The sequence below is a fragment of the Mangrovibacillus sp. Mu-81 genome, assembly GCF_036867415.1.
GTDB lineage: Bacteria > Bacillota > Bacilli > Bacillales > Bacillaceae_B > Rossellomorea.
Genome location: NZ_JBAJHU010000008.1, coordinates 107,249 through 127,253 on the forward strand (window position 1 = coordinate 107,249; position 20,005 = coordinate 127,253).

The following is a 20,005-nucleotide window of genomic DNA, read 5'->3' on the forward strand; positions in this document are numbered from 1 at the left end:
GTCTGAATAAAACCCGAACTAATTTGAACTCTAAGTTCAAGTAAGTTCGGCTTTTTTTTAGCTTTGTTCAAATGTCCATTTTGCATACAGCTTGTTCGAGCGGTTGATTGGAGTGCAAGACGAAGACTCCTATCAGAAAAGCGGAAGGGCTTTGCTCAGAGGCGTGTGGCATAAGGCGAATCGGCCACGAAGGCGTTCTTTGCCTTCTTGGTCGGTTTGACTTATGTCATGTGCCTCTAAGCCCTGCAGCTGGACAATTACTCCTCGAATTTAAAGGAGGCTCACGGGCTACCCGCGGAAAGCGAAGTCTTGCACGGAAATCATTAGCGATATTCAGTGGTCATCACTGATAATGTTCGCCTTTAGGCAGTTATTTTTTTGTTTTGTCCCAGCCTCTTTTCAATTATCCTTTTAATAGCATGACCTCAAGTTCAGGTGAACCCCCGGCCAATCCAACAGCCACAAGGGTATAGGGTTGATTGGCGTTCAGTTTCACATTCGGGATCTCCAGGATTTTATCTTTCGTTCCTGCTTTCCTGGCTTCCAGGTTAACGGTCATTGGCGTGAGGATTAAATAGTCGGAAGCCTTTTTGAAAGAAACATCTGAAAAGACGGTGTCTCCCCCTTTTACCCCGATGTCAACTGCAGGTGCATCAGGTGAAAGATGGATGAACTTTAACTTCGTTTCGCCGCCAGGAATAGAAGGGTCATCGATGTATGGCAGCAGCTGCAGTTTATTTGAAGTGCCTGCTGCAGCAAAAGTATAAACTTTTCCGGGTTCCAGTTTCACTTTTTTGCTGATCAGCGTAGAGACTCCTGTTCCTGCAGGATAAATATCTATGTGATACTTCCCTGCCGGAAGTGTCAGGTAATCACTGATATCCTTAAAGGCGACATCTCTTAATACACGATTTGCATTCACATAAATATCCACACTTGGTGCATCTGGTACGGCATGAAGGAGTCTGACATATGATGGCTGGCTTGAAAGGTTCATTTCCCTCTCTTGTGCCTTCAAGGCGAAATTCATGTACTTCAAATGTTTTTGATAATAATGGACATGCATGGAAGGGTTACTGTATTTATAATAACCGGCCAATAAATCGTATAAAGCTGCTTTATTTAGAAAATCCTGTTGTTTGCTCATTGTGTTCTCCCCTTTTAACTTTCTCGCCACAATAGATTATGCACAAGAAGTAAAATGGTGAAAATGCCCATGAATATAAAAGAATACGATGAATTCTTCTGAAAATAGAAAAAATTTCTTGTTTTTTTGTTTTGGTTAAGAGATAATAGTCTTAACTTAAAGAAAGCGGGTGATGTGATATGAATAGACTGATGAATTTCAATAAACAACTTCTGTATATACCAGTAAAAGTCTCTGCATGTCAACCAACCGCTTTATTCGGAAAATCTTTTTAGAGGTCTATTAACCCCTAAAGACTAAAAACCGTTGGCGTGCAGAGCGCAAACGGTTTTTTTATTTTAGGGAGGATTACCATTTGAATACACTTAGAACGCAATTGTTTAATAGTAAGCTGGAATCATTTAAAGAAGTAAACGTAAACGACATGAACGTGCAAAATCTAGGCAGAGTCGTGACTGAACAAAAAGGCGCATACATGGTCATGACCAAAACCGGGGTGAATTTATGTAAAATAACGGGGAAAATCCGATTTGAAACGGTTACCCGCGAGGATCTGCCGGCTATTGGTGACTGGGTACTGATAAACGATGAAGGCAGCACCATTGAGAAAGTGCTTCCGAGAGCAAGTAAATTTTCGAGAAAAAAAGCAGGATTGGAAGCTGATGAGCAGATAATTGCCACGAATATAGATACTGTATTCATTCTTTCCTCACTGAACGACGAATTGAACATCGGAAGAATTGAACGGTATTTATTACTTTGCTGGGAAAGCGGTGCAAACCCGGTAGTCGTACTGACGAAAGCTGACATATATAAAAACGCAGCTGAGAAACGAAAAGAAGTGGAAGATAAGTTGTACGGAGTGAAAGTGCTCACCATCAGCTCCATTACGAAAGAAGGGATAGAAGAACTGAGTCCATATTTTGGAATGGGAAAAACGATTGCATTAGTAGGTTCTTCAGGTGTAGGCAAGTCTACCTTAACGAATCTCCTCCTTGATGATGATGTCCAAAAGACGAATGAAATCAGGGATGGTGATGATAAAGGGAAACATACGACGACCCATAGAGAACTGTTCCTTTTGAAAAATGGGACTTCCATTATTGATACACCGGGAATGAGAGAAATACAAATGTGGCAGGGGCAGGAGGGGTTGTCTACTCAATTCAGTGATATTGAAGAACTGGCACACTCATGCAGATTCAAGGATTGTTCTCATAATGAAGAACCGGGCTGCAGGGTCAAGGAAACGATTCTCTCTGGTGAGCTTGATCCCAACCGATTTAGTCAGTATCAAAAGCTGCAAAGGGAAATCGCTTATATGGAAAGAAGAGGGAATAAAAGGCTGGAATCACTGGAACGAAAAAAGTGGAAAAATATCGGAAAGCAAAGAAAGCTGAAGTAATGTAAGAAGGAAGATTGATCCTTTGAAAAGGGGTCAATTTTTTTCATTATGAGCTCCGTCTGCTAGGCCATCGAGGTCATAAGCCAAATGGTCCAAGTAGGCAAAAAGCGCCTTCCCGGCCCATTTGGCTTATGCTTGTCGGGCCTGACCGAGCCGCCTCCGCTTTTCTTTTTGTCCAGCTCCGTCTGCTAGGCCCTCGAGGTCATAAGCCAAACGGCCCAAGAAGGCAAAAAACGCCTTCCCGGCCCATTTGGCTTATGCTTGTCGGACCTGAGCGAGCCGCCTCCGCTTTTCTTGATTTATTCTGTATTCTTTTTATTTTTTCACTTAATGAGTTAAAATCTTCAACATAGGGAAAAGTCAATATATCACTAAGAAAGGTTGATTAATATGCCGAATGATAAAAAAGTTCAAAAAGCTACATTTGCCGGAGGTTGTTTTTGGTGTATGGTCAAGCCTTTCGATGAACAGCCAGGCATCGAAAGTGTCACTTCCGGTTACACAGGCGGTACGATTCCGAACCCGACATACAAGGAAGTATGTTCTGAAAAGACAGGACATTTCGAAGCTGTTCAGATTGTATTTGATCCCCGGGAATTCTCATATGACAGGTTATTGCAAGTCTATTGGCAGCAGATTGATCCAACAGATCCCGGGGGCCAGTTTTTTGACAGGGGCCATTCTTATAAGACAGCTATTTTCTACCATAACGAAGAGCAGCGAATTCTGGCAGAGAAATCAAAGATTGAACTTGAAAAATCAGGAAAATTCAGCAGACCGATCGTTACATCCATACTGCCGGCTAAAGAATTTTATCAGGCCGAGGATTATCATCAGGATTATTATAAAAAGAATCCCGCACATTATCAGCGCTATAGCCATGGCTCTGGCCGTGCATCATTTATAGAGGGGAACTGGGGGAATAAAGATGAAAAATAAAAATGAGTTGAAGAAAAAGCTGACACCCATCCAGTACGAAGTGACGCAGAATAATGGTACGGAACCTGCATTTAATAATGAATATTGGAATCAATTTAATGATGGTATTTATGTTGATATTGTTTCAGGTGAACCCCTTTTCAGTTCTAGAGATAAGTATGATGCGGGGTGCGGCTGGCCTAGCTTTACAAAGCCTATTGACGAAGAAGAATTAAAAGAAAAGGATGATCGAAGCCATTTCATGGTCAGGACCGAAGTAAGAAGTAAGGAGAGCGATTCCCATTTGGGTCATGTATTTGATGACGGCCCGGGTCCGACCAAACAGCGTTATTGCATAAACTCGGCTGCACTGCGGTTTATTCCTTATGAAAAGCTGGATGAAGAAGGGTATGGGAAATACAAAAAATTATTTTGATATAGTTTAAATGTTGTGATAACTTTCACATATGTGCTACAATGAGATCTGCATGTTTATTCATTTATACATATGTGTATATATTTTATATAGGAAGGTGAAGAACTTATGTTGAAAAAATTATTCGGTAAAAAAGAAGAAGTGCCTAAAACAGTGTTGGCTGCTGCACCACTTACAGGTACTGTCAAATCGCTGGAAGAAGTTCCGGATCCTGTATTCTCTCAAAAAATGATGGGTGACGGCATCGCAATCGATCCCTCAAAAGGTAAAGTGGTTTCACCGGTTGATGGGGAAATCATGCAATTGTTCCCCACTAAGCATGCTGTAGGAATCAAGGCAAAAAATGGAGCAGAAATCCTCATTCATATCGGCCTCGAAACAGTATCAATGAACGGTGAAGGTTTTGAAGCACATGTTGCAGAAGGCTCAAAAGTAAATAAAGGTGATGCCCTGATTACGTTTGATCTCGAATTAGTAAAAGAAAAAGCAAAAAGCACCATCACCCCCATCATTTTGACCAATGGTGATGATATGGGTGAATTAGTTAAGAAAGATGCCGTATCGGTAACGGCTGGACAAGAGGATATTCTGGAAATATCAGCGAAATAGAAAAAAGGTGTGTACCCGCAATGAAGCGGAGGACACACCTTTTTTTATCCTTATAGTAATAATGCCATGAGGTGTGAAAAGGTTTCTTTTTTGGGCAAAATGGGCAAATGCACAAACAGTGTCCGGGCACTTGACATACATTGACAATGTAAATAAAAAATGAGGAGAGATATGTATGTATAAAGGTGCTGTTGAACCGGCTTATACTCAATGTTATCCGGGGTATGGTTATCCTGTTGGTGGAGTGGCTTGCGGAAATAGCTTTGCCTTGATTGTTGTATTATTCATTTTGTTAATCATCATTGGGGCTGTCTGTTACTGCGGGAAATAATGAAATATACTGAAATATAAGAGAGGTGCCAAAGCGAATGCTTTGGCACCTCTTTTCTTACTGAATGACCAATCCTATATTTTGAAGCTGGATACAAGTTCCTTCAGTTTTTCTGCTTGTTGGGAAAGTTCCGATGCGCTCGCAGTGACTTCTTGCATAGCAGCAGATCCCTGTTCCGAAGCTGCTGCAGTTGATTCAGTATTGGCTGCAGTGGCAGCCGCGATTTCATTTACTTGTGCGAAAGAATTGGCCACTTCCTGGCTTAAGTTTAGTGTGGCTTGAATATGATCCACCATTTCATTCACCACGACAGTTGTTTTATTCGTCTGACTTAAGATGCCTTCAAGTGAAGCGTTTGTTTCGTTGGTTATTTCCACTCCGGCGATGACTTCCTTTACACCATCAGAGTTCTGTTTGATGATTACATTCACTTCTTCCTGAATACTGTGTACGATTTCCGTGACACCTTTTGCAGCTTTCTGGGATTGTTCAGCAAGCTTTCTTACTTCATCTGCAACCACTGCAAAGCCACGGCCGTGTTCACCTGCACGAGCGGCTTCAATAGCGGCATTCAATGCTAGGAGATTTGTTTGTTCCGCAATTTCAGTAATCGTGCCGATTATCATAGTGATTTGTGCTGAACGTTTTCCAAGTGCTTCGACTGTTTCGCTGGTGCTGGCCATTGTTTCTTCAATATTCATCATCTTTGTGGAAGATGCCTGAACGGATTTTCCGCCCTTTTCGGCTGCTTCCCTCATATCATGAGCCGTCTGCTTCACTAGATCTGCCTGCTCGAAAAGAAAGCGTGCTGCTTCTTCCAAGCTGTTCATCTTCTCAAATGAGCTGGACATCTTCATCGTGGTCTGGTCAGTACCTGCTGCAATTTCACTTGAGGTTTCTGCGATAGAGGTGATTGTCCTCGATGTTTCTTCGGCAGAAGCCAATAATTGCTGTGAGCTGGCGGATACATTTTCCGCCATTCCTGAAACTTGTTTAACCAAGACGGCGATGCCTTCAATGAGCTGGTTTGTATCTGAAGCGAGTCCTGCTAATTCATCTTTGGATTTGACTTTTATCCGCTTAGTCAGGTCACCGCCTGCATTTGCGATTTCCAGAATGGAGCGGCTGATTTTTCCTACATTGGTTTTAATATTCTTTGAAAGTATAAATCCAAAGAATGCAGCCAGCAGGACGGCAAATGCAGATAAACTGATTGTAACGATTTTGGACAAAGTAACTTGTTGATTCAATGAATCTATTCTCTTGTTAAGATCTTTCTGCTGGTCAACTACAATCATATCGACATATGACCGGATTCCATCAAGATATTTCTTCCCTGTCCCCGATTCTACAAGGCTTGCCGCTTTCTCAAGCCCTTCGTCCTTTCGGGTATCGATGACCCTGTCAACAAATTGGATCCAATATTCATATTGTTTTTCGATTTTATCAAGCTTATCAAGCTGTTCCTGATCATCCTTTAATAGAGTGTTTAAATCAGAAAAGTGCTGTTCAACCTGATTTTTCCCATTTCCGTATGGAGCTAAAAAACCTGTAGCACCAGTAATGACAAATCCTTGTTCACCAATTTCAATGTCATTCAGGACTTTTGACAAGTCCTTTACCTTTGTGTCCACTTGCATGTCGTATTTTATTAGTGTATTAATTTCGCTTTCCAGCTTCATCATATTGAAATATGAAGTAGATGCCAGAATTAATAAGACAATGGTCAGCAGACCAAATGAAAGAACAACTTTTCCACGGATTGTACGAAAATATGTAAAGTATCCCCGATTATTCCTTGTCTTTTCCTTACTCTCTTTCTTTTTGTTTCCTTTTGGCAATTTGACTGGCGACTTCCATTTTTTCTTTATCACTGCATCCCCCTCCTGGACGTGAAAAAAGTAGCATCAAAGGATGAACTTACCATTATTCTACCTATATTGTCCTGATTAATCTAGTCTATTTTATCTTTTTTTGTCGAATTTTTAAGAATTTTATCAAATTTAAATAAAGTCGTACAAAAAAGTTAACTTGGTGATTTTTGTTCGCTTTTAAAGGGTTAATAAAAGATTATTCATGCACAAATGAACGAATTCATCAATAAGTACTAACTTTCTTCGAACGGTTATTTAATTGTATAAGTGTATGATGTGGGTCTAAGGTACCGGTATGCAGACAACTATAAACATCATGATCAGTTTCAGGTAATTTTTGAAAAGCAAAGAAAGATTCTTGTTTCAAGACATATGAATGTAAGTAAGAGATCCTTCATTTGTGAAACACAGGACGAATGAAAGGAGAGCTCGATATTGAGTCTTCGGGAGGGAGAATATGCCTCATTCACATTTAATTAAACCTTTTATTGGTGAACATTATCCGATGATTGATTATGGGAAGGGAGTTTATTTGTACGATCAGTCAGGTCAAGAATATTTAGATGCATGTTCGGGGGCTGTCACCGCAAATTTGGGACATGGTATGGAAGAAATCATTCAATCTATCGTTGACCAGGGCAGCAAAGTGGCTTTTGTTTATCGTTCGCAATTCAGCAACCAGCCAGCTGAAGACCTCGCTGCTTTTCTTCATGAGAAAACAGGTTATCATTGGAGTTTCTTTGTAAACAGCGGTTCTGAAGCAGTGGAAACAGCGATAAAAATCGCTCTTCAACATTGGCAGGAAAAGGGCAAGCCTGCAAAAAGAAGAATCCTGTCGAGGTGGCTAAGTTACCATGGAATTACATTTGGTGCTTTATCAGCTTCAGGTCATCCTGTCAGAAGGGAAAGATTCGATTCGGTAATAGGGGACTGGCCGGCAATCGAACCTCCCTATTGTTTGTCTTGTCCGTTTGGCAAGTCCTATCCCTCTTGTGATTTAGCTTGTGCAGAGCAGCTGGAGGTGATGATTTCAAGAATAGGAGCCGAGAATATCGCGGCATTCATTTCTGAGCCGATCATCGGAGCTGCAGGGGGTGCCATTTCACCGCCTGATGATTATTATTCCCGTATCAAAGAAATCTGTGAACGTAATGATGTTCTATTTATTTCTGACGAAGTCATGAGCGGGTGCGGAAGAACAGGGACTTTCCTGGCACTTGAACAATGGGGAGTCAAGGCGGATATCGTGGCAGTCGGAAAAGGGTTGAGTGCCGGATATGCGCCAATAGCGGCTGCGCTGATATCCGACAGAGTAATGGAACCAATAGTAAATGGGACCAGAATCATCATGAGCGGGCATACTTACAGCGGCAATCCTCTCTCATCAGCCGCCGCTCTTGCCGTTCTGAAACTCATCGACTCAGAAAAAATCATAGAAGGGATAGAAAGTAAAAGTATTTACTTAAGAAATTTATTGGTTAAGTTAATGAATGAGTTTTCATTTGTGCGGGAGGTAAGGGGAAAGGGCTTGTTATTAGGCATTGAATTCACACCATCCGGCATTGAATCGGGTGGCGCCTTTACATCTTCTGTCGTGGCTGCGGGTGTCGAAAGCGGAATCCTATTGTATCCGGCAGCGTCTGGTATCGACGGAAGAAAAGGATCTGCCATCATAATAGCACCTCCTCTGAATAGTTCAAAAAGGGAGCTTGAGGAAGTATATAAAAGGCTGCGTTCCACCTTTCAAATGATAGAAATGAGGTCGAAGGAGGGGTAGGGATGCCCGCACATTTAAATAAAATAAGCAGCTATGAAAACTTAAAGTCTTTATTCTTCAATAATATGATTCTGATGTTTGGCGGTTTTGGGGGAGTAGGAACTCCACCGACAATGATAACCAGCATACTGAAATGGGGGATCAGGGACCTGACGATTATTGGGAATGACACGGGCTTTCCGCATATAGGGATCGGACAGCTGATTGCTGAAGACAGAGTCAAAAAAGTCATCGCCTCCCATATTGGTTCGAATCCGATAGCAGGCAGGATGATGAGTGAGGGGACGCTTGAAGTGGAATTTTCTCCACAGGGAATACTGGCGGAAAGAATCAGGGCCGGCGGTGTGGGGCTCAAAGGTTTCCTATCTGAAATAGGTATTGATGACCCGTACTTGAACGATGGGAAGAAAGTGATTGAAATAGAGGGACATTCTTTCTTAGTTGAGACCGCCCTTTCTGCACAAGTGGGTATCGTATTCGCAAAGAAAGCGGATCCGTTCGGGAACCTTGTGTATGACAAAAGTGCGAGGAATACGAATCCATTGGTGGCTATGGCTTCGGACATCACCATTGTGGAAGCGGAAGAAATTGTGGGCACCGGGGACTTGGATCCGGAGGAGATTGTTACCTCAGGAGTTTTTGTCGATTATATTGTTCCTTCTAAAGGAGTCGATTGGAAATGGATATGGGAATAAAGAACAGACTGGCAAAGAGAGCTGCCCGGGAAGTGAAGGAAGGGATGGTCGTCAATCTTGGGATTGGGATCCCTTCACTCGTACCCAATCATCTTCCTTCAGGGTATGAAGTCATCTTTCAATCTGAAAATGGAATTGTGGGCATAGGTGCTGCCCCGGATAAAGGCAGTGAGGACGAAAATCTGTGCAATGCAGGAGGTTTCCCGGTTTCACTGATTAACGGCGGATGTTATACGGACAGTGCCGCAGCATTCGCAATGATCCGAAGGGGGAAAATAGATTTGACTATCCTTGGTTCCTTGCAAGTCAGCGAAAAAGGTGACCTGGCAAATTGGATCATACCCGGTAAAAAGGTGCCGGGTATGGGTGGAGCGACGGAACTTGCCTCCAAAGCGAAAAAAGTGATCGTTTTAATGACTCACTTGGATAAATATCATCATAGTAAGCTAGTAAAAGAATGTTCCTTGCCTTTAACCGCAAAACAATGCGTATCCATGATCATCACGGATCGCGGGGTGTTCACAATCGATAAAGGCCGCTTAACGCTGATTGAAGTATTCCGTCCCTATTCAATAGAAGAAATTAACAATTCCACAGAAGCAGAATTCTTCATCAGCCCGCAAGTTACTTATATGGATTAATGCTTGAAAAGGAGAGGGTCCTGTTGAACTATGTCCATCAACTCATAAAAGAAAAAATAGAAGAAAAAAAGAAAAGTACGGTGGAACTTCTGCAAAGAATGGTGCAGGAAGACAGCGTCAGAGGGAGAGAATACAAAGCGCAAGCGGTAATAATCGAAAAATGCAGGGAGTTGGGAATGGATCTTGATATTTGGGAGATTCAGGGTCAGGAGTTAAAAGATCATCCATTTTATCGCTGTGACCGCTTGGACTTTAAAGGGAATCCCAATATGGCTGCTGTATTGAGAGGTTCAGGCGGAGGAAAGAGTCTTATCTTGAATGGTCATGTAGATGTCGTTCCAGAAGGCGACAGAGCGGATTGGAAGCATGATCCTTACAGCGGCACCGTTAGTGGCGGGAGGTTATATGGCAGGGGTTCAACAGATATGAAAGGAGGAACTTCAGCCCTATTAATGGCGATAGAAGTGATCAAAGATTTACAGATTCCTTTGAAGGGGGATATTATCTTTCAAAGTGTAATAGAAGAAGAGAGCGGCGGTGCAGGGACCCTTGCAGCTTTATTGCGGGGCTATAAAGCCGATGGTGCGATCATACCCGAGCCGACAAATATGAAAATGTTCCCTAAACAGCAAGGGTCGATGTGGTTCAGAGTTTTTGTTAAAGGGAAAGCGGCTCATGGAGGTACCCGGTATGAAGGGGTTAATGCGATTGAAAAAGGCTATACTGTCCTTTCAACATTGAAAAAACTGGAAGAGAAGAGAAACGGAAGAGTGAAAGATCCGTTATATGATACTGTCCCCATTCCGTTGCCTATTAATATAGGAAAAATGGAAAGTGGAAAGTGGCCATCATCAGTACCGGATCTGGCGGTGATTGAGGGCAGAGTGGGGGTAGCACCATGGGAAACGATGGAGCATGTTGAACGTGAATTTGAGAAGTGTCTTGCGGATCTTGAGACGGCCGATCCCTGGTTTAAAGAACATCCTGTTGAAATCGAATGGTTTGGTGGCCGCTGGCAGCCTGGTGATTTATCTCCGGATCATCCGATCATGAATGAATTAAAGAGTAGTTTCATGAAGGTGATGGGTTCCGCCCCGGTCATCGAAGCTTCACCCTGGGGGACAGACGGGGGGATTCTATCCCAGGGCGCAAATATCCCTGTTGTCGTATTCGGTCCAGGTACAACAGAAGTTGCACATGATGCCAATGAGTTCATCGAGCTGGATAAAATATTTCAAACTGCCGAAATCCTTACTCTATTTATTTTAGATTGGTGTAACGGGGACTGCTGAAATTTTTTTATGTATGTCGGGAATGGATGGCAGGAGTGCGGGGAACATCACGCCGGGTTATTGGGCGGTCTTTCTTTCAGAGGTTTGTTTCATATACTTCGATAAGAATTCATATGTTGATAAAAAAGGGTGCTATATATGCAGAAGTATGAATTGATAAAGCAGAAAAAATTCGCCGCGTCCGTTTACAGGGATGGTGTAAACAAACGAATAAGGGTGGATGATCTACAGGGAAACCTGCATTTCTTCCTTACGCACTTAAACAACGATTCCCAATTTGACAATTACGAAAAACTCATTATCAAGGCACGGGAAAGTCAGTTCATGACACTGATTGAGCGTGGTTTCGTGCATGAGGGAGTGATCAATCATTATTTTAATGGGGACAGAGTGCATTTCATGTCCAGATTTATGAAAGAGGAACGCCGTACAAGCAGCTATTGGAGTCAAGAAGATGACCTCCTTTCTTCCGTTCATAAGCTTGGGGTGTATCCTTCCTTTATGGATTCAGATGACTCTATACTAGTCGCGGGGACCGGGCAGGCTGAAGAATTGTCCAGTTTATATAAAGAAGTATTTAAGCTTTATCCAGTGCCTCTTCACGATCCTCGATACATTAAGGACGCAATGAAGAATGGGACAATCTTTGTATGCATCAGGAAAAATGAACAAATAATCAGTGCTGCTTCGGCGGAGATTAATTTTCAATATAAGAATGCTGAACTGACGGATTGTGCCACCCTTCCGCTTTACAGAAAAGGGGGATTCATGAAGAATCTGATTGCAAGGCTTGAAGAAGAATTACTGTACCGTGACATTTATTGTGCATACACTATTGCGAGAGCGCTTTCTTATGGGATGAATGCAGTATTCCATCAATTGGGGTATGAATACAGAGGAAGGCTAGCTAATAATTGTTATATTTTCGATAAAATTGAAGATATGAATTTGTGGGAAAAGGATTTGGGGCAATAAATCCACACGACAGGAGGAGTACCGATCATCATAAGGCCCTTAGGAAGAAACTTTATGAAAGATGGTGAAGAATTTGAGGATGAACCTATATAAACCGAAGAGATATTGGAAAGATATCGAACTTTGGAAGAACGTTACCGATGAACAATGGAATAACTGGCTTTGGCAGCTCACCAACACCATCAGGACACTTGATGATTTAAAAAAGGTGGTGAATCTTACACCGGAAGAAGAAGAGGGGGTAAGGATCTCAACAAAGACGATCCCATTGAATATCACTCCTTACTATGCTTGGTTAATGAACGAAGATGATCACAGGTGCCCTATCAGAATGCAGTCTGTCCCAATTGGGAAAGAAATCAATAAAACCAAATACGACATGGAAGATCCTCTCCAGGAAGATGAAGATTCCCCTGTTCCAGGTTTAACACATCGATATCCTGATCGAGTCTTGTTTCTCGTTACGAATCAATGTTCCATGTATTGCCGTTATTGTACGAGGAGACGTTTCTCCGGACAAATCGGAATGGGGGTGCCGAAGAAACAATTGGATGCAGCGATTCAATATATCCGTGAGACACCTGCTGTAAGGGACGTATTGTTGTCAGGCGGTGATGGATTATTGATAAACGACCAGATTCTTGAATATATTCTTAAAAATTTAAGAGACATACCACATGTAGAAATCATCCGGATCGGGACAAGAGCACCGGTAGTGTTTCCGCAGCGAATCACTGAAAATCTTTGCTCCATTTTGAAAAAATATCATCCGGTATGGTTGAATACGCATTTCAACACCTCGATAGAAATTACGGAAGAATCAAAGAAAGCCTGTGAAATGCTTGCTGATGCTGGGGTGCCTGTCGGGAATCAGGCAGTCATTCTGGCAGGAATCAACGACAGCACCCCAATCATGAAGAAGCTGATGCATGACTTGGTCAAAATTCGTGTACGTCCCTATTATATTTATCAATGTGATCTCTCCGAAGGCATCGGGCATTTCAGGGCACCTGTGGCCAAAGGATTGGAAATCATGGAAGGTTTAAGGGGTCATACTTCTGGTTATGCAGTTCCTACGTTTGTATTGGACGCTCCAGGAGGAGGAGGGAAAATCTCGCTTCAGCCAAATTATCTGATATCTCAAAGTGCATCAAAGGTTGTCGTGCGGAATTTCGAAGGGGTTATCTCCACATACCCAGAACCTGAAGGATATGTTCCAGGCAAAGCAGATGATTATTTTAAAGAAATTTATCAGGATGAGGACATTTCTGGTACAACGATCGGTATCGCGGGGTTAATGAATGATACACATCCTTCCTTGACACCAAGTGGTTTAAAAAGATTGGAACGAAGAAAGAAATACGAAGAGGACCCATCCCATAATTCACTCAAGGACTTCAGGGACAAACGCGACCAACTTAAAGAGAAGAAACATAAAGCCATGCTTGCTAAAATGAATTCCGAAAAAAAGGAAGATTCGAATGATGGAGAATAAGAATAAATGCGAATGGTGTGGTGGAGCAGATGTCATGGAAGAAAAGGGTAACGTGTATTGGGAACTTCCTGACGGGACACGGGCGATTACAATCGTGGAAGTTCCAGGGATCAACTGCAGGAAATGCGGTATGGAGTACCAGGAAGAGCACGTAATCAACGCGATTGAGGATCAATTGATGTTAATCGACACCAAAAGTCTTTCAGATACGGTCACCTATGAAGAACTCTTGAATATCCCAAGATTCCTAAAGAAAAATTATTTTCGCTTCTGACATTCTCTATACTTTACGGATTCTGAATGATTCGCTATCCTTTAGACATACATTACGAAGGATAGGTGAGTAGATGAGAAAGTCATTTTATCATTACTTAATGAAACACAGGCAGCCCGCAGCCAAAGATGATTTGACCAGGTTTGCAAATGCGGCTTATGACGATCACAGCTTCCCTAAGCAGTCCGAAAAGTATGATGAGATCAGCTCATACCTTGAAATGAACGGCTCTTATCTCGAAAGCATGACCATATTCGACCAAGCCTGGGACCATTATTTAATAGATGAAAAAGTTTAAAATAAAAAGACTGACTGAAGTGTAGTTGTATAACTGAAGTCAGTCTTTTTATATCATCTTCAGACAAGATGAGGGCAGTAATCCTTAAGCCTGCAATGGGTATGAATATAGATTTCAATGAAAAGCCTCTAAACAGAAATCTTGTATCCCGTTATAACGTTTTTTGCATATTATATAAAAAAGGCGATTAAGGGTGAGGGGAGAATGAAGAATCGAAAAGAGCCTAGATTCAGGGTAGGGGAAACAGTAGTCGTGACCATCTATGGAACAGTTGGCAAAATAACAAAAATCAAAAAATTAGATGGTGAATTCCTATATGAAGTAAATGAAAGTGAAGGGTTGTTTAAAGAAAAAGCACTCGAACTTCTTGAAACATATGACGGATATATTTTTGAACAGGAACAAATCGATATTGAATATAAATTTCTTTTTGGAGATCTTGTCATTGTTAAGGGATATGAAGAAGACCTATTCAAAGTGGTGGGATTCAGAACGGAAATTTGGCGTTATAAAGACGATGCATGGGAAGATGTCATATACGAATTAATGAGAATTACTGACGGGGAATGGCTAGAGGCAGATGAAGATGAGATTACCCTCGTAGCTGATGAAGAACAGGCAGAAGCATTTATTAAAAAATACGGCTTTGTATTTCCTCAGAAAAAAGACGGTAAGTCAAAGCTGCTTAATTCCCCTTCTTATAAAATAAGCTGGACAGACCAGCTTCTGGATTATTATAACGACTATAAAGCTCTTTATCTTTTCTTCCAAGACAACGCGTACAAAAAGAAAATGGACCATGTCCTTGAACAATTAAAGAACCATGCAAATTCTCACTCTGTCGTTAAAGAGAAGGAATGATCCACATAATATATAAAAATAACGGAACACTTATAAGTAAGAATGAAATCAATATTGCTCGCAGAACCAATTGCATACAGGCTGCAATCTTGCCTCCTCCATTTTCCAATTCTTTAAGTGTGGATTGGCCTTTTTTAATAAAAGTCAACATACAATCGCTCCTCTAATCTTAATGGTAAAGTGTATGCTTGTCCGAAAGCTCTTATGAAAACTTTTTTTCTGCTGGCATAACTAAGCTGCCGGTATCATAAATTGAGAATCAAAGGGGGCGATCAAATGCGGGAAATTGAAGTCTTTATCGACACTGAAGAAATTGCTGATTTCTTCATGAAAGAACTTGTGCAAAGAGGCTATGTACCTTCTGAAGATGAACTGGAAGAACTAGCGGACATAACTTTCGAGTATCTGATTGCCAAGTGCATCATCGACGAAGAATGGGAAGAAGACGTATAATTCAAAATTAATCAATATCCCGTCCCCCGGATCCTTGAAAGGATCCGGGGGACGGGATATTTTGTTTTTGTTCAACTTTTATGAAACCGATGGAGCAATCTAACCGTATATAGTAGTAGCAATCATGAATGAACTTAAATATTTGGAGGTAGAACAATGTTAAAGAAACTATTGAAGAGTTTATTGGGTTCGCATTCGAAACCCCGTTACTACAGTTCAAGTGATTCATGGAAAAAGCATAAGAAACATAAGCATTACGGTCATCATCATTACAAGAAGAAATATAAGGGCAAAAGTTACTTTTCCAGCTTTTTCAGCAGCTGATGATACGCTCTGTGTTTCGAAGGCTGGTTGACAGCTTTGAAATGAATTGGAATAAAGGTGATAGAGTCAGGGAGTATCTGGTTATGGATATCGTGGGGAAAGGGAGTTACGGCACTGCATATACGGTTCAAAATATCAAAACAGGGAAAGTGGCCATCCTGAAAAGAATCCGTCCCTATAAAAAGCTTTTTTCCGATCATGGACAATATATCGATAATGAAACTTCTGTCTTAGGTGAACTTAGTCATCCTCATTTTCCGGCATTATACGAAACGGGACTTCATATGAAAACACCCTTTTTCGTCATGGAAAGAATGAACGGAAAAACGTTCGAAGATTTGATTTTTAAAGAAGGAAAAACTTACTCAGAGGAAGAATCATTAGACGTAGGTCTCAAATTAATCGATCTGATCATTTATATTCATCAGCAAGGGTATGTTCACAGGGATTTAAGGATCCCGAATATATTATGGAATAACGGGGTATTGTACATCATCGACTTCGGACTGGCATGTAAGATTGAAAAGAATCCTGAAAAAGAACCCAGGCATCATAAGGAATATATGAGAGAAAAAACTGCAAAAAGTGATTTATATGCGCTGGGACACTTCCTGTTATTCCTTCTGTATTCATCCTACGTGCCACACGAAAAAAAGGAAAAAAGCTGGGAGGATGAACTGAATATCAGGAAGGATACCAGGGTGCTTCTTCAAAAGCTGCTCAGAATCGGTACTCCTTTTGAAACTGCGGAGGAAGCGCGTGGGGAAATGATGAAAATAATACATCACTTTCAAAAAAACCGTTGAAACTGGAGGAATGGACATGTCATTTTTTAACAAAGTATTTGCTTCATTTGGTATTGGTGCTGCAACCGTAGATACGAAATTAGAGAAATCAAGCTATAAAGCCGGTGAAACAGCAAATGGGATAGTTGAGATTACAGGCGGAAGTACTTCCCAAAGTATTGATTCGATTTATTTAACCCTTTACACGACTTATATTCGCGAGTCGGATGATAAGAAATATACAGATTATGCCCCGATTCAAAAGGTTCAAATTTCAGATCCTTTTACAATCGGTGAAAATGAAAAGAAAGAGTTTCCTTTTTCATTCACCCTTCCCTTTGAAACGCCGATTACGTACGGCAATACAAGAGTGTGGGTTGCAACGGGACTGGATATAAAGAACGCAGTGGATCCAAAAGACAAAGACTATATTGAAATTCTTCCTAATAACCTCATCGACTCCATTCTGCATTCAGTGCAGGATCTGGGCTTCAGGATAAGGAAAGTCGAGTGTGAACAGGCCCCGCGTCGTTTCAGAGGCAGATACCCATTCATCCAGGAATTCGAATTTGTTCCAGTGAACGGGCAGTATCAACGTTCATTGGACGAAATCGAATTAATGTTCCTTAATCAGTCCGAGGATCAGGCGGATGTTCTGATCGAGGTAGATCGCAGAGCAAGAGGACTTGGAGGATTCTTGGCCGAAGCCCTTGAAATGGATGAGTCGATGGTGAAAATGACGGTAAGATCTTCCGACATCCCTCATCTGTCAACAAAATTCAAGGAAGCAATCAGCAGATTTGTTTGATTGAATTCGACAAAGGTTCTTAATTTTTGATGAAGGATTCGACAAAGACGTTGTTTAATACTATGAGTACAACCTAAACCGGAGGGGTGCTCATGCTTTTACTCGAAAAAATCAAACGTCCAAGGATGCTGAGGTCAAAATATGACATAACCCTTTTTCAGACTCCCAAGTACGGGGAAGAAAAGGGCTACCAGAAGGTGTATAGAATTTCAATAGAAGCAAATTCCCATGAAGAGGCCCTTTACGAAACGTTCAGGATTTTCAATGTTCCAGACCTCATGCCTGCTGATTACAATGGCAGATATATCGCCACCAGGGATATTATTTTCATTGACGAAGGCAGAAAGGGGCACTTTTACTACCGTCTACAGCCCAATGGCTGGAAAAGGGTGAATCGTATTCTCCTTCATTAAAGTCTTAAGCAAAAAAGGAAAGACACCATCAGGAGTCTTTCCTTTTTAAGTTGATTAAATATGGTGACCAGGCCCATTTTTTCTTTTTCCAGCTTCATGTTCTTTACCATGGGCATTATGCTCTGCGTCGAGCACTTCCTTAGATATATGATTGTTTTTCTTTGGTGAATTAATTCTGTTTCTATGTTTTTTACCCATCATTCATCTCTCCCTGATCAAGATTTCTGTCTTTCTGTCCTTGAAGAGTTAGGCTGAGTACGATTTTTAGTAGAAGGGTTTGTTTCATTTGCATGCTGAACAGCCTGCTGAAGCTTCTTGCTCATTTTTTCCTTTGTCATGACCATTCCTCCTTCTGTCGTTAGTTTTACCAGTTGGCAGCTTCCTATCCATAAAGCTTCCGCATCGTTGCATATGCAAAAGAAAAGGATTACAATGTTACTTCAGGCAATCTTTATAAGGAGGAATAGTAAGATGAGCATACATATTAATGCAAATGAAAATGAAATTGCAGAAACGGTATTACTTCCCGGTGATCCGTTAAGAGCAAAATATATAGCAGAAACTTTCCTGGAAAACCCGGTATGTTATAACGAAGTCCGTAATATGTTCGGGTACACGGGTACGTACAAAGGTAAACGAATCAGTGTGCAGGGAACGGGTATGGGTGTGCCTTCCATCTCCATATATATCAATGAGCTGATGCAGAGCTATAATGTGCAGAACTTAATCCGTGTCGGTACATGCGGGGCTATTCAGAAGGATGTGAAAGTGCGCGATGTCATTCTTGCCATGACATCATCCACAGATTCCCAGATGAACCGTTTAACGTTCAATGGAATCGATTATGCACCAACAGCCAACTTTGACTTATTGAAACGTGCTTACGACAGCGGCATCGAAAAGGGTTTGAGCTTGAAGGTTGGTAATGTATTTACAGCTGATATGTTCTATAACGATAATGCGGAACATGAAAAATGGGCTCAATATGGAATTCTCGCAATTGAAATGGAAACTTCCGCACTTTATACTTTAGCCGCTAAATATGGGCGAAGTGCTCTTTCTGTTCTGACTGTAAGCGATCATATTCTGACAGGGGAAGAGACTTCAGCAGATGAGCGCCAAACGACATTCAATGAAATGATTGAAGTGGCACTGGAAGCGGCTATAAAGGAATAATTATGAAAGTTAACGTTTTCACTGACTGCTTACTGAAAAGTAAGCAGTTTTATTGTGGAGCAATTCAGCAGACAGTAGGATTATCCTGATTACAGGATGCAGGATTCGTGTTAAGATGATGGATGTACTATAAAGAGAAACTAGGTGAAAGTATGAAAAAGGTCATCCTGGTTATTGCAGGTTCCCTTGTTCTATTATCTGGGTGTCAGCAAGCACAAGAATGGTCAAAGAATTTATTAGGCATCAAAGAGACAGAAGAGAAGAAAGAAATTGTTGAAGATGATGGCGGTCAGAATACAGGGCCTACTGAAGAGAACCCGAAAGAAGAACCAAATCAGCAGCCCGAAGAAGATTCTGTTCCCCCTGAGCTGCAATTGGAATCGCATTTCTTTAATGATGTGAAGGTAGTGGATGGAAAACAGGTTATACAGAATCCCGCCAATATCCTTGCGCTTGTAAACAAGGAATTTGCGCTTGGGGAGTATAAACCTTCCGATCTGGTACGTCCGGATGTTCCGTTCGTTTTTGGTAATCAGGAACTCGAGAAAGCTTATATCCGTGAAGATGCTGCAAGAGAATTGGAGAAGATGTTTGCAGCAGCGAAGACTGAGCAAGTCTACCTTACTGCCATTTCGGGATATCGTTCTTACGATTACCAAGAAATGCTGCTAAATCGTGAAATTGAGCAGTTTGGAAAAGAAAAAGCCGTTATGGCCGTTGCTCCACCCGGTCAAAGTGAGCATCAATCAGGGCTGGCAATGGACATTTCAAGTAAAAGCAATGATTTTCAGGTGAATATCAAATTCGGTGAAACCAAGGAAGGGAAATGGCTTGCCGAAAATGCTTATAAATTTGGGTTTATCTTAAGGTACCCAGAGGATAAAGTGGATATTACTAAATACCAATATGAGCCATGGCACTTCAGATATGTTGGCCTTGAGGCTGCAAAAGTCATCCATGAAAATGACTGGACCCTTGAAGAATATTTTAAAAACGTGAAAAAGATCTAGTAAAGAAG

The 20,005-nt window shown here is 41.4% G+C and carries 25 protein-coding genes; 21 read left to right on the top strand and 4 right to left on the bottom strand.

Features of this window, described 5'->3' with window-relative positions; genetic code table 11:
• Positions 1-403: 403 nt before the first annotated feature.
• On the bottom strand, positions 404-1,147 hold the full coding sequence (locus V6B33_RS16020; protein WP_334218757.1) for a DUF4397 domain-containing protein: 744 nt from the start codon (positions 1,145-1,147) through the stop codon (positions 404-406).
• A 355-nt stretch (positions 1,148-1,502) separates the two neighbouring features.
• On the opposite strand from V6B33_RS16020, the gene rsgA reads away from it, so the two are divergent.
• From rsgA to V6B33_RS16045, 5 genes are all read left to right on the top strand, one after another.
• Entirely contained in the window at positions 1,503-2,552 is a 1,050-nt protein-coding gene (gene rsgA, locus V6B33_RS16025) for a ribosome small subunit-dependent GTPase A (protein ID WP_334218758.1), read from the top strand.
• A 390-nt stretch (positions 2,553-2,942) separates the two neighbouring features.
• Entirely contained in the window at positions 2,943-3,491 is a 549-nt protein-coding gene (gene msrA, locus V6B33_RS16030; RefSeq protein ID WP_334218759.1) for a peptide-methionine (S)-S-oxide reductase MsrA, read from the top strand.
• A complete protein-coding gene (gene msrB / locus V6B33_RS16035; RefSeq protein WP_334218760.1) occupies positions 3,481-3,906 on the top strand; it encodes a peptide-methionine (R)-S-oxide reductase MsrB in 426 nt (141 codons plus the stop codon). Before msrA ends, msrB begins: the two co-directional genes overlap by 11 nt.
• A 108-nt stretch (positions 3,907-4,014) precedes the next feature.
• Positions 4,015-4,515: a PTS sugar transporter subunit IIA gene (locus V6B33_RS16040; RefSeq protein ID WP_334218761.1), complete on the top strand. Its 501-nt coding sequence runs from the start codon at positions 4,015-4,017 to the stop codon at positions 4,513-4,515.
• A 175-nt stretch (positions 4,516-4,690) separates the two neighbouring features.
• Positions 4,691-4,846, top strand: coding sequence for a YjcZ family sporulation protein (locus V6B33_RS16045; RefSeq protein WP_334218762.1), 156 nt, complete (start codon positions 4,691-4,693; stop codon positions 4,844-4,846).
• 74 nt (positions 4,847-4,920) lie between these two features.
• Here V6B33_RS16045 and V6B33_RS16050 read toward each other — a convergent pair whose 3' ends face one another.
• Positions 4,921-6,720, bottom strand: a complete 1,800-nt coding sequence (locus V6B33_RS16050) for a methyl-accepting chemotaxis protein (RefSeq protein ID WP_334218763.1) — start codon at positions 6,718-6,720, stop codon at positions 4,921-4,923.
• Positions 6,721-7,177: 457 nt separating this feature from the next.
• Here V6B33_RS16050 and V6B33_RS16055 point away from each other — a divergent pair, with 457 nt between their 5' ends.
• The 14 genes from V6B33_RS16055 to V6B33_RS16120 all read left to right on the top strand — a co-directional run bounded on the left by V6B33_RS16055 (position 7,178) and on the right by V6B33_RS16120 (position 17,811).
• Complete coding sequence (locus V6B33_RS16055; protein WP_334218764.1) at positions 7,178-8,497, top strand: aspartate aminotransferase family protein; 1,320 nt, start codon at positions 7,178-7,180, stop codon at positions 8,495-8,497.
• A gap of 2 nt (positions 8,498-8,499) precedes the next feature.
• The gene (locus tag V6B33_RS16060; protein ID WP_334218765.1) at positions 8,500-9,192 is read left to right on the top strand and encodes a 3-oxoacid CoA-transferase subunit A; all 693 of its coding nucleotides are present in this window, start codon (positions 8,500-8,502) and stop codon (positions 9,190-9,192) included.
• Positions 9,171-9,833, top strand: coding sequence for a 3-oxoacid CoA-transferase subunit B (locus V6B33_RS16065; RefSeq protein WP_334218766.1), 663 nt, complete (start codon positions 9,171-9,173; stop codon positions 9,831-9,833). Before V6B33_RS16060 ends, V6B33_RS16065 begins: the two co-directional genes overlap by 22 nt.
• 23 nt (positions 9,834-9,856) lie before the next feature.
• On the top strand, positions 9,857-11,125 hold the full coding sequence (locus V6B33_RS16070; RefSeq protein WP_334218767.1) for a peptidase: 1,269 nt from the start codon (positions 9,857-9,859) through the stop codon (positions 11,123-11,125).
• 138 nt (positions 11,126-11,263) lie between these two features.
• Positions 11,264-12,100 carry a putative beta-lysine N-acetyltransferase gene (gene ablB, locus V6B33_RS16075; RefSeq protein ID WP_334218768.1) on the top strand — a complete coding sequence of 279 codons (837 nt, stop codon included), beginning with the start codon at positions 11,264-11,266 and terminating at the stop codon, positions 12,098-12,100.
• A gap of 79 nt (positions 12,101-12,179) precedes the next feature.
• Positions 12,180-13,595 (top strand): lysine 2,3-aminomutase, encoded by a 1,416-nt coding sequence (gene ablA, locus V6B33_RS16080; protein ID WP_442915547.1) that lies wholly within the window; start codon positions 12,180-12,182, stop codon positions 13,593-13,595.
• On the top strand, positions 13,585-13,869 hold the full coding sequence (locus V6B33_RS16085; RefSeq protein WP_442915551.1) for a YokU family protein: 285 nt from the start codon (positions 13,585-13,587) through the stop codon (positions 13,867-13,869). The genes ablA and V6B33_RS16085 overlap by 11 nt, the downstream gene beginning before the upstream one ends.
• A gap of 73 nt (positions 13,870-13,942) precedes the next feature.
• Entirely contained in the window at positions 13,943-14,167 is a 225-nt protein-coding gene (locus V6B33_RS16090) for a YozE family protein (RefSeq protein WP_334218771.1), read from the top strand.
• 204 nt (positions 14,168-14,371) lie between these two features.
• On the top strand, positions 14,372-15,028 hold the full coding sequence (locus V6B33_RS16095) for a hypothetical protein (protein WP_334218772.1): 657 nt from the start codon (positions 14,372-14,374) through the stop codon (positions 15,026-15,028).
• 276 nt (positions 15,029-15,304) lie between these two features.
• The gene (locus tag V6B33_RS16100) at positions 15,305-15,481 is read left to right on the top strand and encodes a YozD family protein (protein ID WP_334218773.1); all 177 of its coding nucleotides are present in this window, start codon (positions 15,305-15,307) and stop codon (positions 15,479-15,481) included.
• A gap of 156 nt (positions 15,482-15,637) precedes the next feature.
• Complete coding sequence (locus V6B33_RS16105) at positions 15,638-15,805, top strand: hypothetical protein (protein WP_334218774.1); 168 nt, start codon at positions 15,638-15,640, stop codon at positions 15,803-15,805.
• A gap of 83 nt (positions 15,806-15,888) precedes the next feature.
• Positions 15,889-16,611, top strand: a complete 723-nt coding sequence (locus V6B33_RS16110; protein ID WP_334218775.1) for a protein kinase family protein — start codon at positions 15,889-15,891, stop codon at positions 16,609-16,611.
• Between the two features lie 16 nt (positions 16,612-16,627).
• Positions 16,628-17,398, top strand: coding sequence for a sporulation protein (locus tag V6B33_RS16115; protein WP_334218776.1), 771 nt, complete (start codon positions 16,628-16,630; stop codon positions 17,396-17,398).
• Positions 17,399-17,490: 92 nt separating this feature from the next.
• The gene (locus V6B33_RS16120; protein ID WP_334218777.1) at positions 17,491-17,811 is read left to right on the top strand and encodes a YodL domain-containing protein; all 321 of its coding nucleotides are present in this window, start codon (positions 17,491-17,493) and stop codon (positions 17,809-17,811) included.
• A 54-nt stretch (positions 17,812-17,865) separates the two neighbouring features.
• Here V6B33_RS16120 and V6B33_RS16125 read toward each other — a convergent pair whose 3' ends face one another.
• Together V6B33_RS16125 and V6B33_RS16130 are read right to left on the bottom strand one after the other, a co-directional pair.
• The gene (locus V6B33_RS16125) at positions 17,866-18,012 is read right to left on the bottom strand and encodes a hypothetical protein (protein WP_334218832.1); all 147 of its coding nucleotides are present in this window, start codon (positions 18,010-18,012) and stop codon (positions 17,866-17,868) included.
• Positions 18,013-18,026: 14 nt separating this feature from the next.
• On the bottom strand, positions 18,027-18,149 hold the full coding sequence (locus V6B33_RS16130) for a hypothetical protein (RefSeq protein WP_334218778.1): 123 nt from the start codon (positions 18,147-18,149) through the stop codon (positions 18,027-18,029).
• A gap of 133 nt (positions 18,150-18,282) precedes the next feature.
• On the opposite strand from V6B33_RS16130, the gene deoD reads away from it, so the two are divergent.
• On the top strand, positions 18,283-18,987 hold the full coding sequence (gene deoD / locus V6B33_RS16135) for a purine-nucleoside phosphorylase (RefSeq protein ID WP_334218779.1): 705 nt from the start codon (positions 18,283-18,285) through the stop codon (positions 18,985-18,987).
• Positions 18,988-19,139: 152 nt separating this feature from the next.
• A complete protein-coding gene (locus V6B33_RS16140; protein ID WP_334218780.1) occupies positions 19,140-19,997 on the top strand; it encodes a M15 family metallopeptidase in 858 nt (285 codons plus the stop codon).
• Positions 19,998-20,005: the final 8 nt, after the last annotated feature.

Bases quoted from the DNA above. Each gene is read 5' to 3' on its own strand.
- V6B33_RS16090 (WP_334218771.1), top strand. From the start codon at position 13,943: ATGAGAAAGTCATTTTATCATTACTTAATGAAACACAGGCAGCCCGCA.
- ablA (WP_442915547.1), top strand. From the start codon at position 12,180: ATGAACCTATATAAACCGAAGAGATATTGGAAAGATATCGAACTTTGG.
- deoD (WP_334218779.1), top strand. From the start codon at position 18,283: ATGAGCATACATATTAATGCAAATGAAAATGAAATTGCAGAAACGGTA.
- ablB (WP_334218768.1), top strand. From the start codon at position 11,264: ATGCAGAAGTATGAATTGATAAAGCAGAAAAAATTCGCCGCGTCCGTT.
- V6B33_RS16100 (WP_334218773.1), top strand. From the start codon at position 15,305: ATGCGGGAAATTGAAGTCTTTATCGACACTGAAGAAATTGCTGATTTC.
- V6B33_RS16055 (WP_334218764.1), top strand. From the start codon at position 7,178: ATGCCTCATTCACATTTAATTAAACCTTTTATTGGTGAACATTATCCG.
- msrA (WP_334218759.1), top strand. From the start codon at position 2,943: ATGCCGAATGATAAAAAAGTTCAAAAAGCTACATTTGCCGGAGGTTGT.
- V6B33_RS16095 (WP_334218772.1), top strand. From the start codon at position 14,372: ATGAAGAATCGAAAAGAGCCTAGATTCAGGGTAGGGGAAACAGTAGTC.
- V6B33_RS16120 (WP_334218777.1), top strand. From the start codon at position 17,491: ATGCTTTTACTCGAAAAAATCAAACGTCCAAGGATGCTGAGGTCAAAA.
- V6B33_RS16105 (WP_334218774.1), top strand. From the start codon at position 15,638: ATGTTAAAGAAACTATTGAAGAGTTTATTGGGTTCGCATTCGAAACCC.
- V6B33_RS16045 (WP_334218762.1), top strand. From the start codon at position 4,691: ATGTATAAAGGTGCTGTTGAACCGGCTTATACTCAATGTTATCCGGGG.
- V6B33_RS16060 (WP_334218765.1), top strand. From the start codon at position 8,500: ATGCCCGCACATTTAAATAAAATAAGCAGCTATGAAAACTTAAAGTCT.
- V6B33_RS16115 (WP_334218776.1), top strand. From the start codon at position 16,628: ATGTCATTTTTTAACAAAGTATTTGCTTCATTTGGTATTGGTGCTGCA.
- V6B33_RS16110 (WP_334218775.1), top strand. From the start codon at position 15,889: ATGGATATCGTGGGGAAAGGGAGTTACGGCACTGCATATACGGTTCAA.
- msrB (WP_334218760.1), top strand. From the start codon at position 3,481: ATGAAAAATAAAAATGAGTTGAAGAAAAAGCTGACACCCATCCAGTAC.
- V6B33_RS16140 (WP_334218780.1), top strand. From the start codon at position 19,140: ATGAAAAAGGTCATCCTGGTTATTGCAGGTTCCCTTGTTCTATTATCT.
- V6B33_RS16040 (WP_334218761.1), top strand. From the start codon at position 4,015: ATGTTGAAAAAATTATTCGGTAAAAAAGAAGAAGTGCCTAAAACAGTG.
- V6B33_RS16020 (WP_334218757.1), bottom strand. From the start codon at position 1,147: ATGAGCAAACAACAGGATTTTCTAAATAAAGCAGCTTTATACGATTTA.
- V6B33_RS16085 (WP_442915551.1), top strand. From the start codon at position 13,585: ATGGAGAATAAGAATAAATGCGAATGGTGTGGTGGAGCAGATGTCATG.
- V6B33_RS16130 (WP_334218778.1), bottom strand. From the start codon at position 18,149: ATGACAAAGGAAAAAATGAGCAAGAAGCTTCAGCAGGCTGTTCAGCAT.
- V6B33_RS16125 (WP_334218832.1), bottom strand. From the start codon at position 18,012: ATGATGGGTAAAAAACATAGAAACAGAATTAATTCACCAAAGAAAAAC.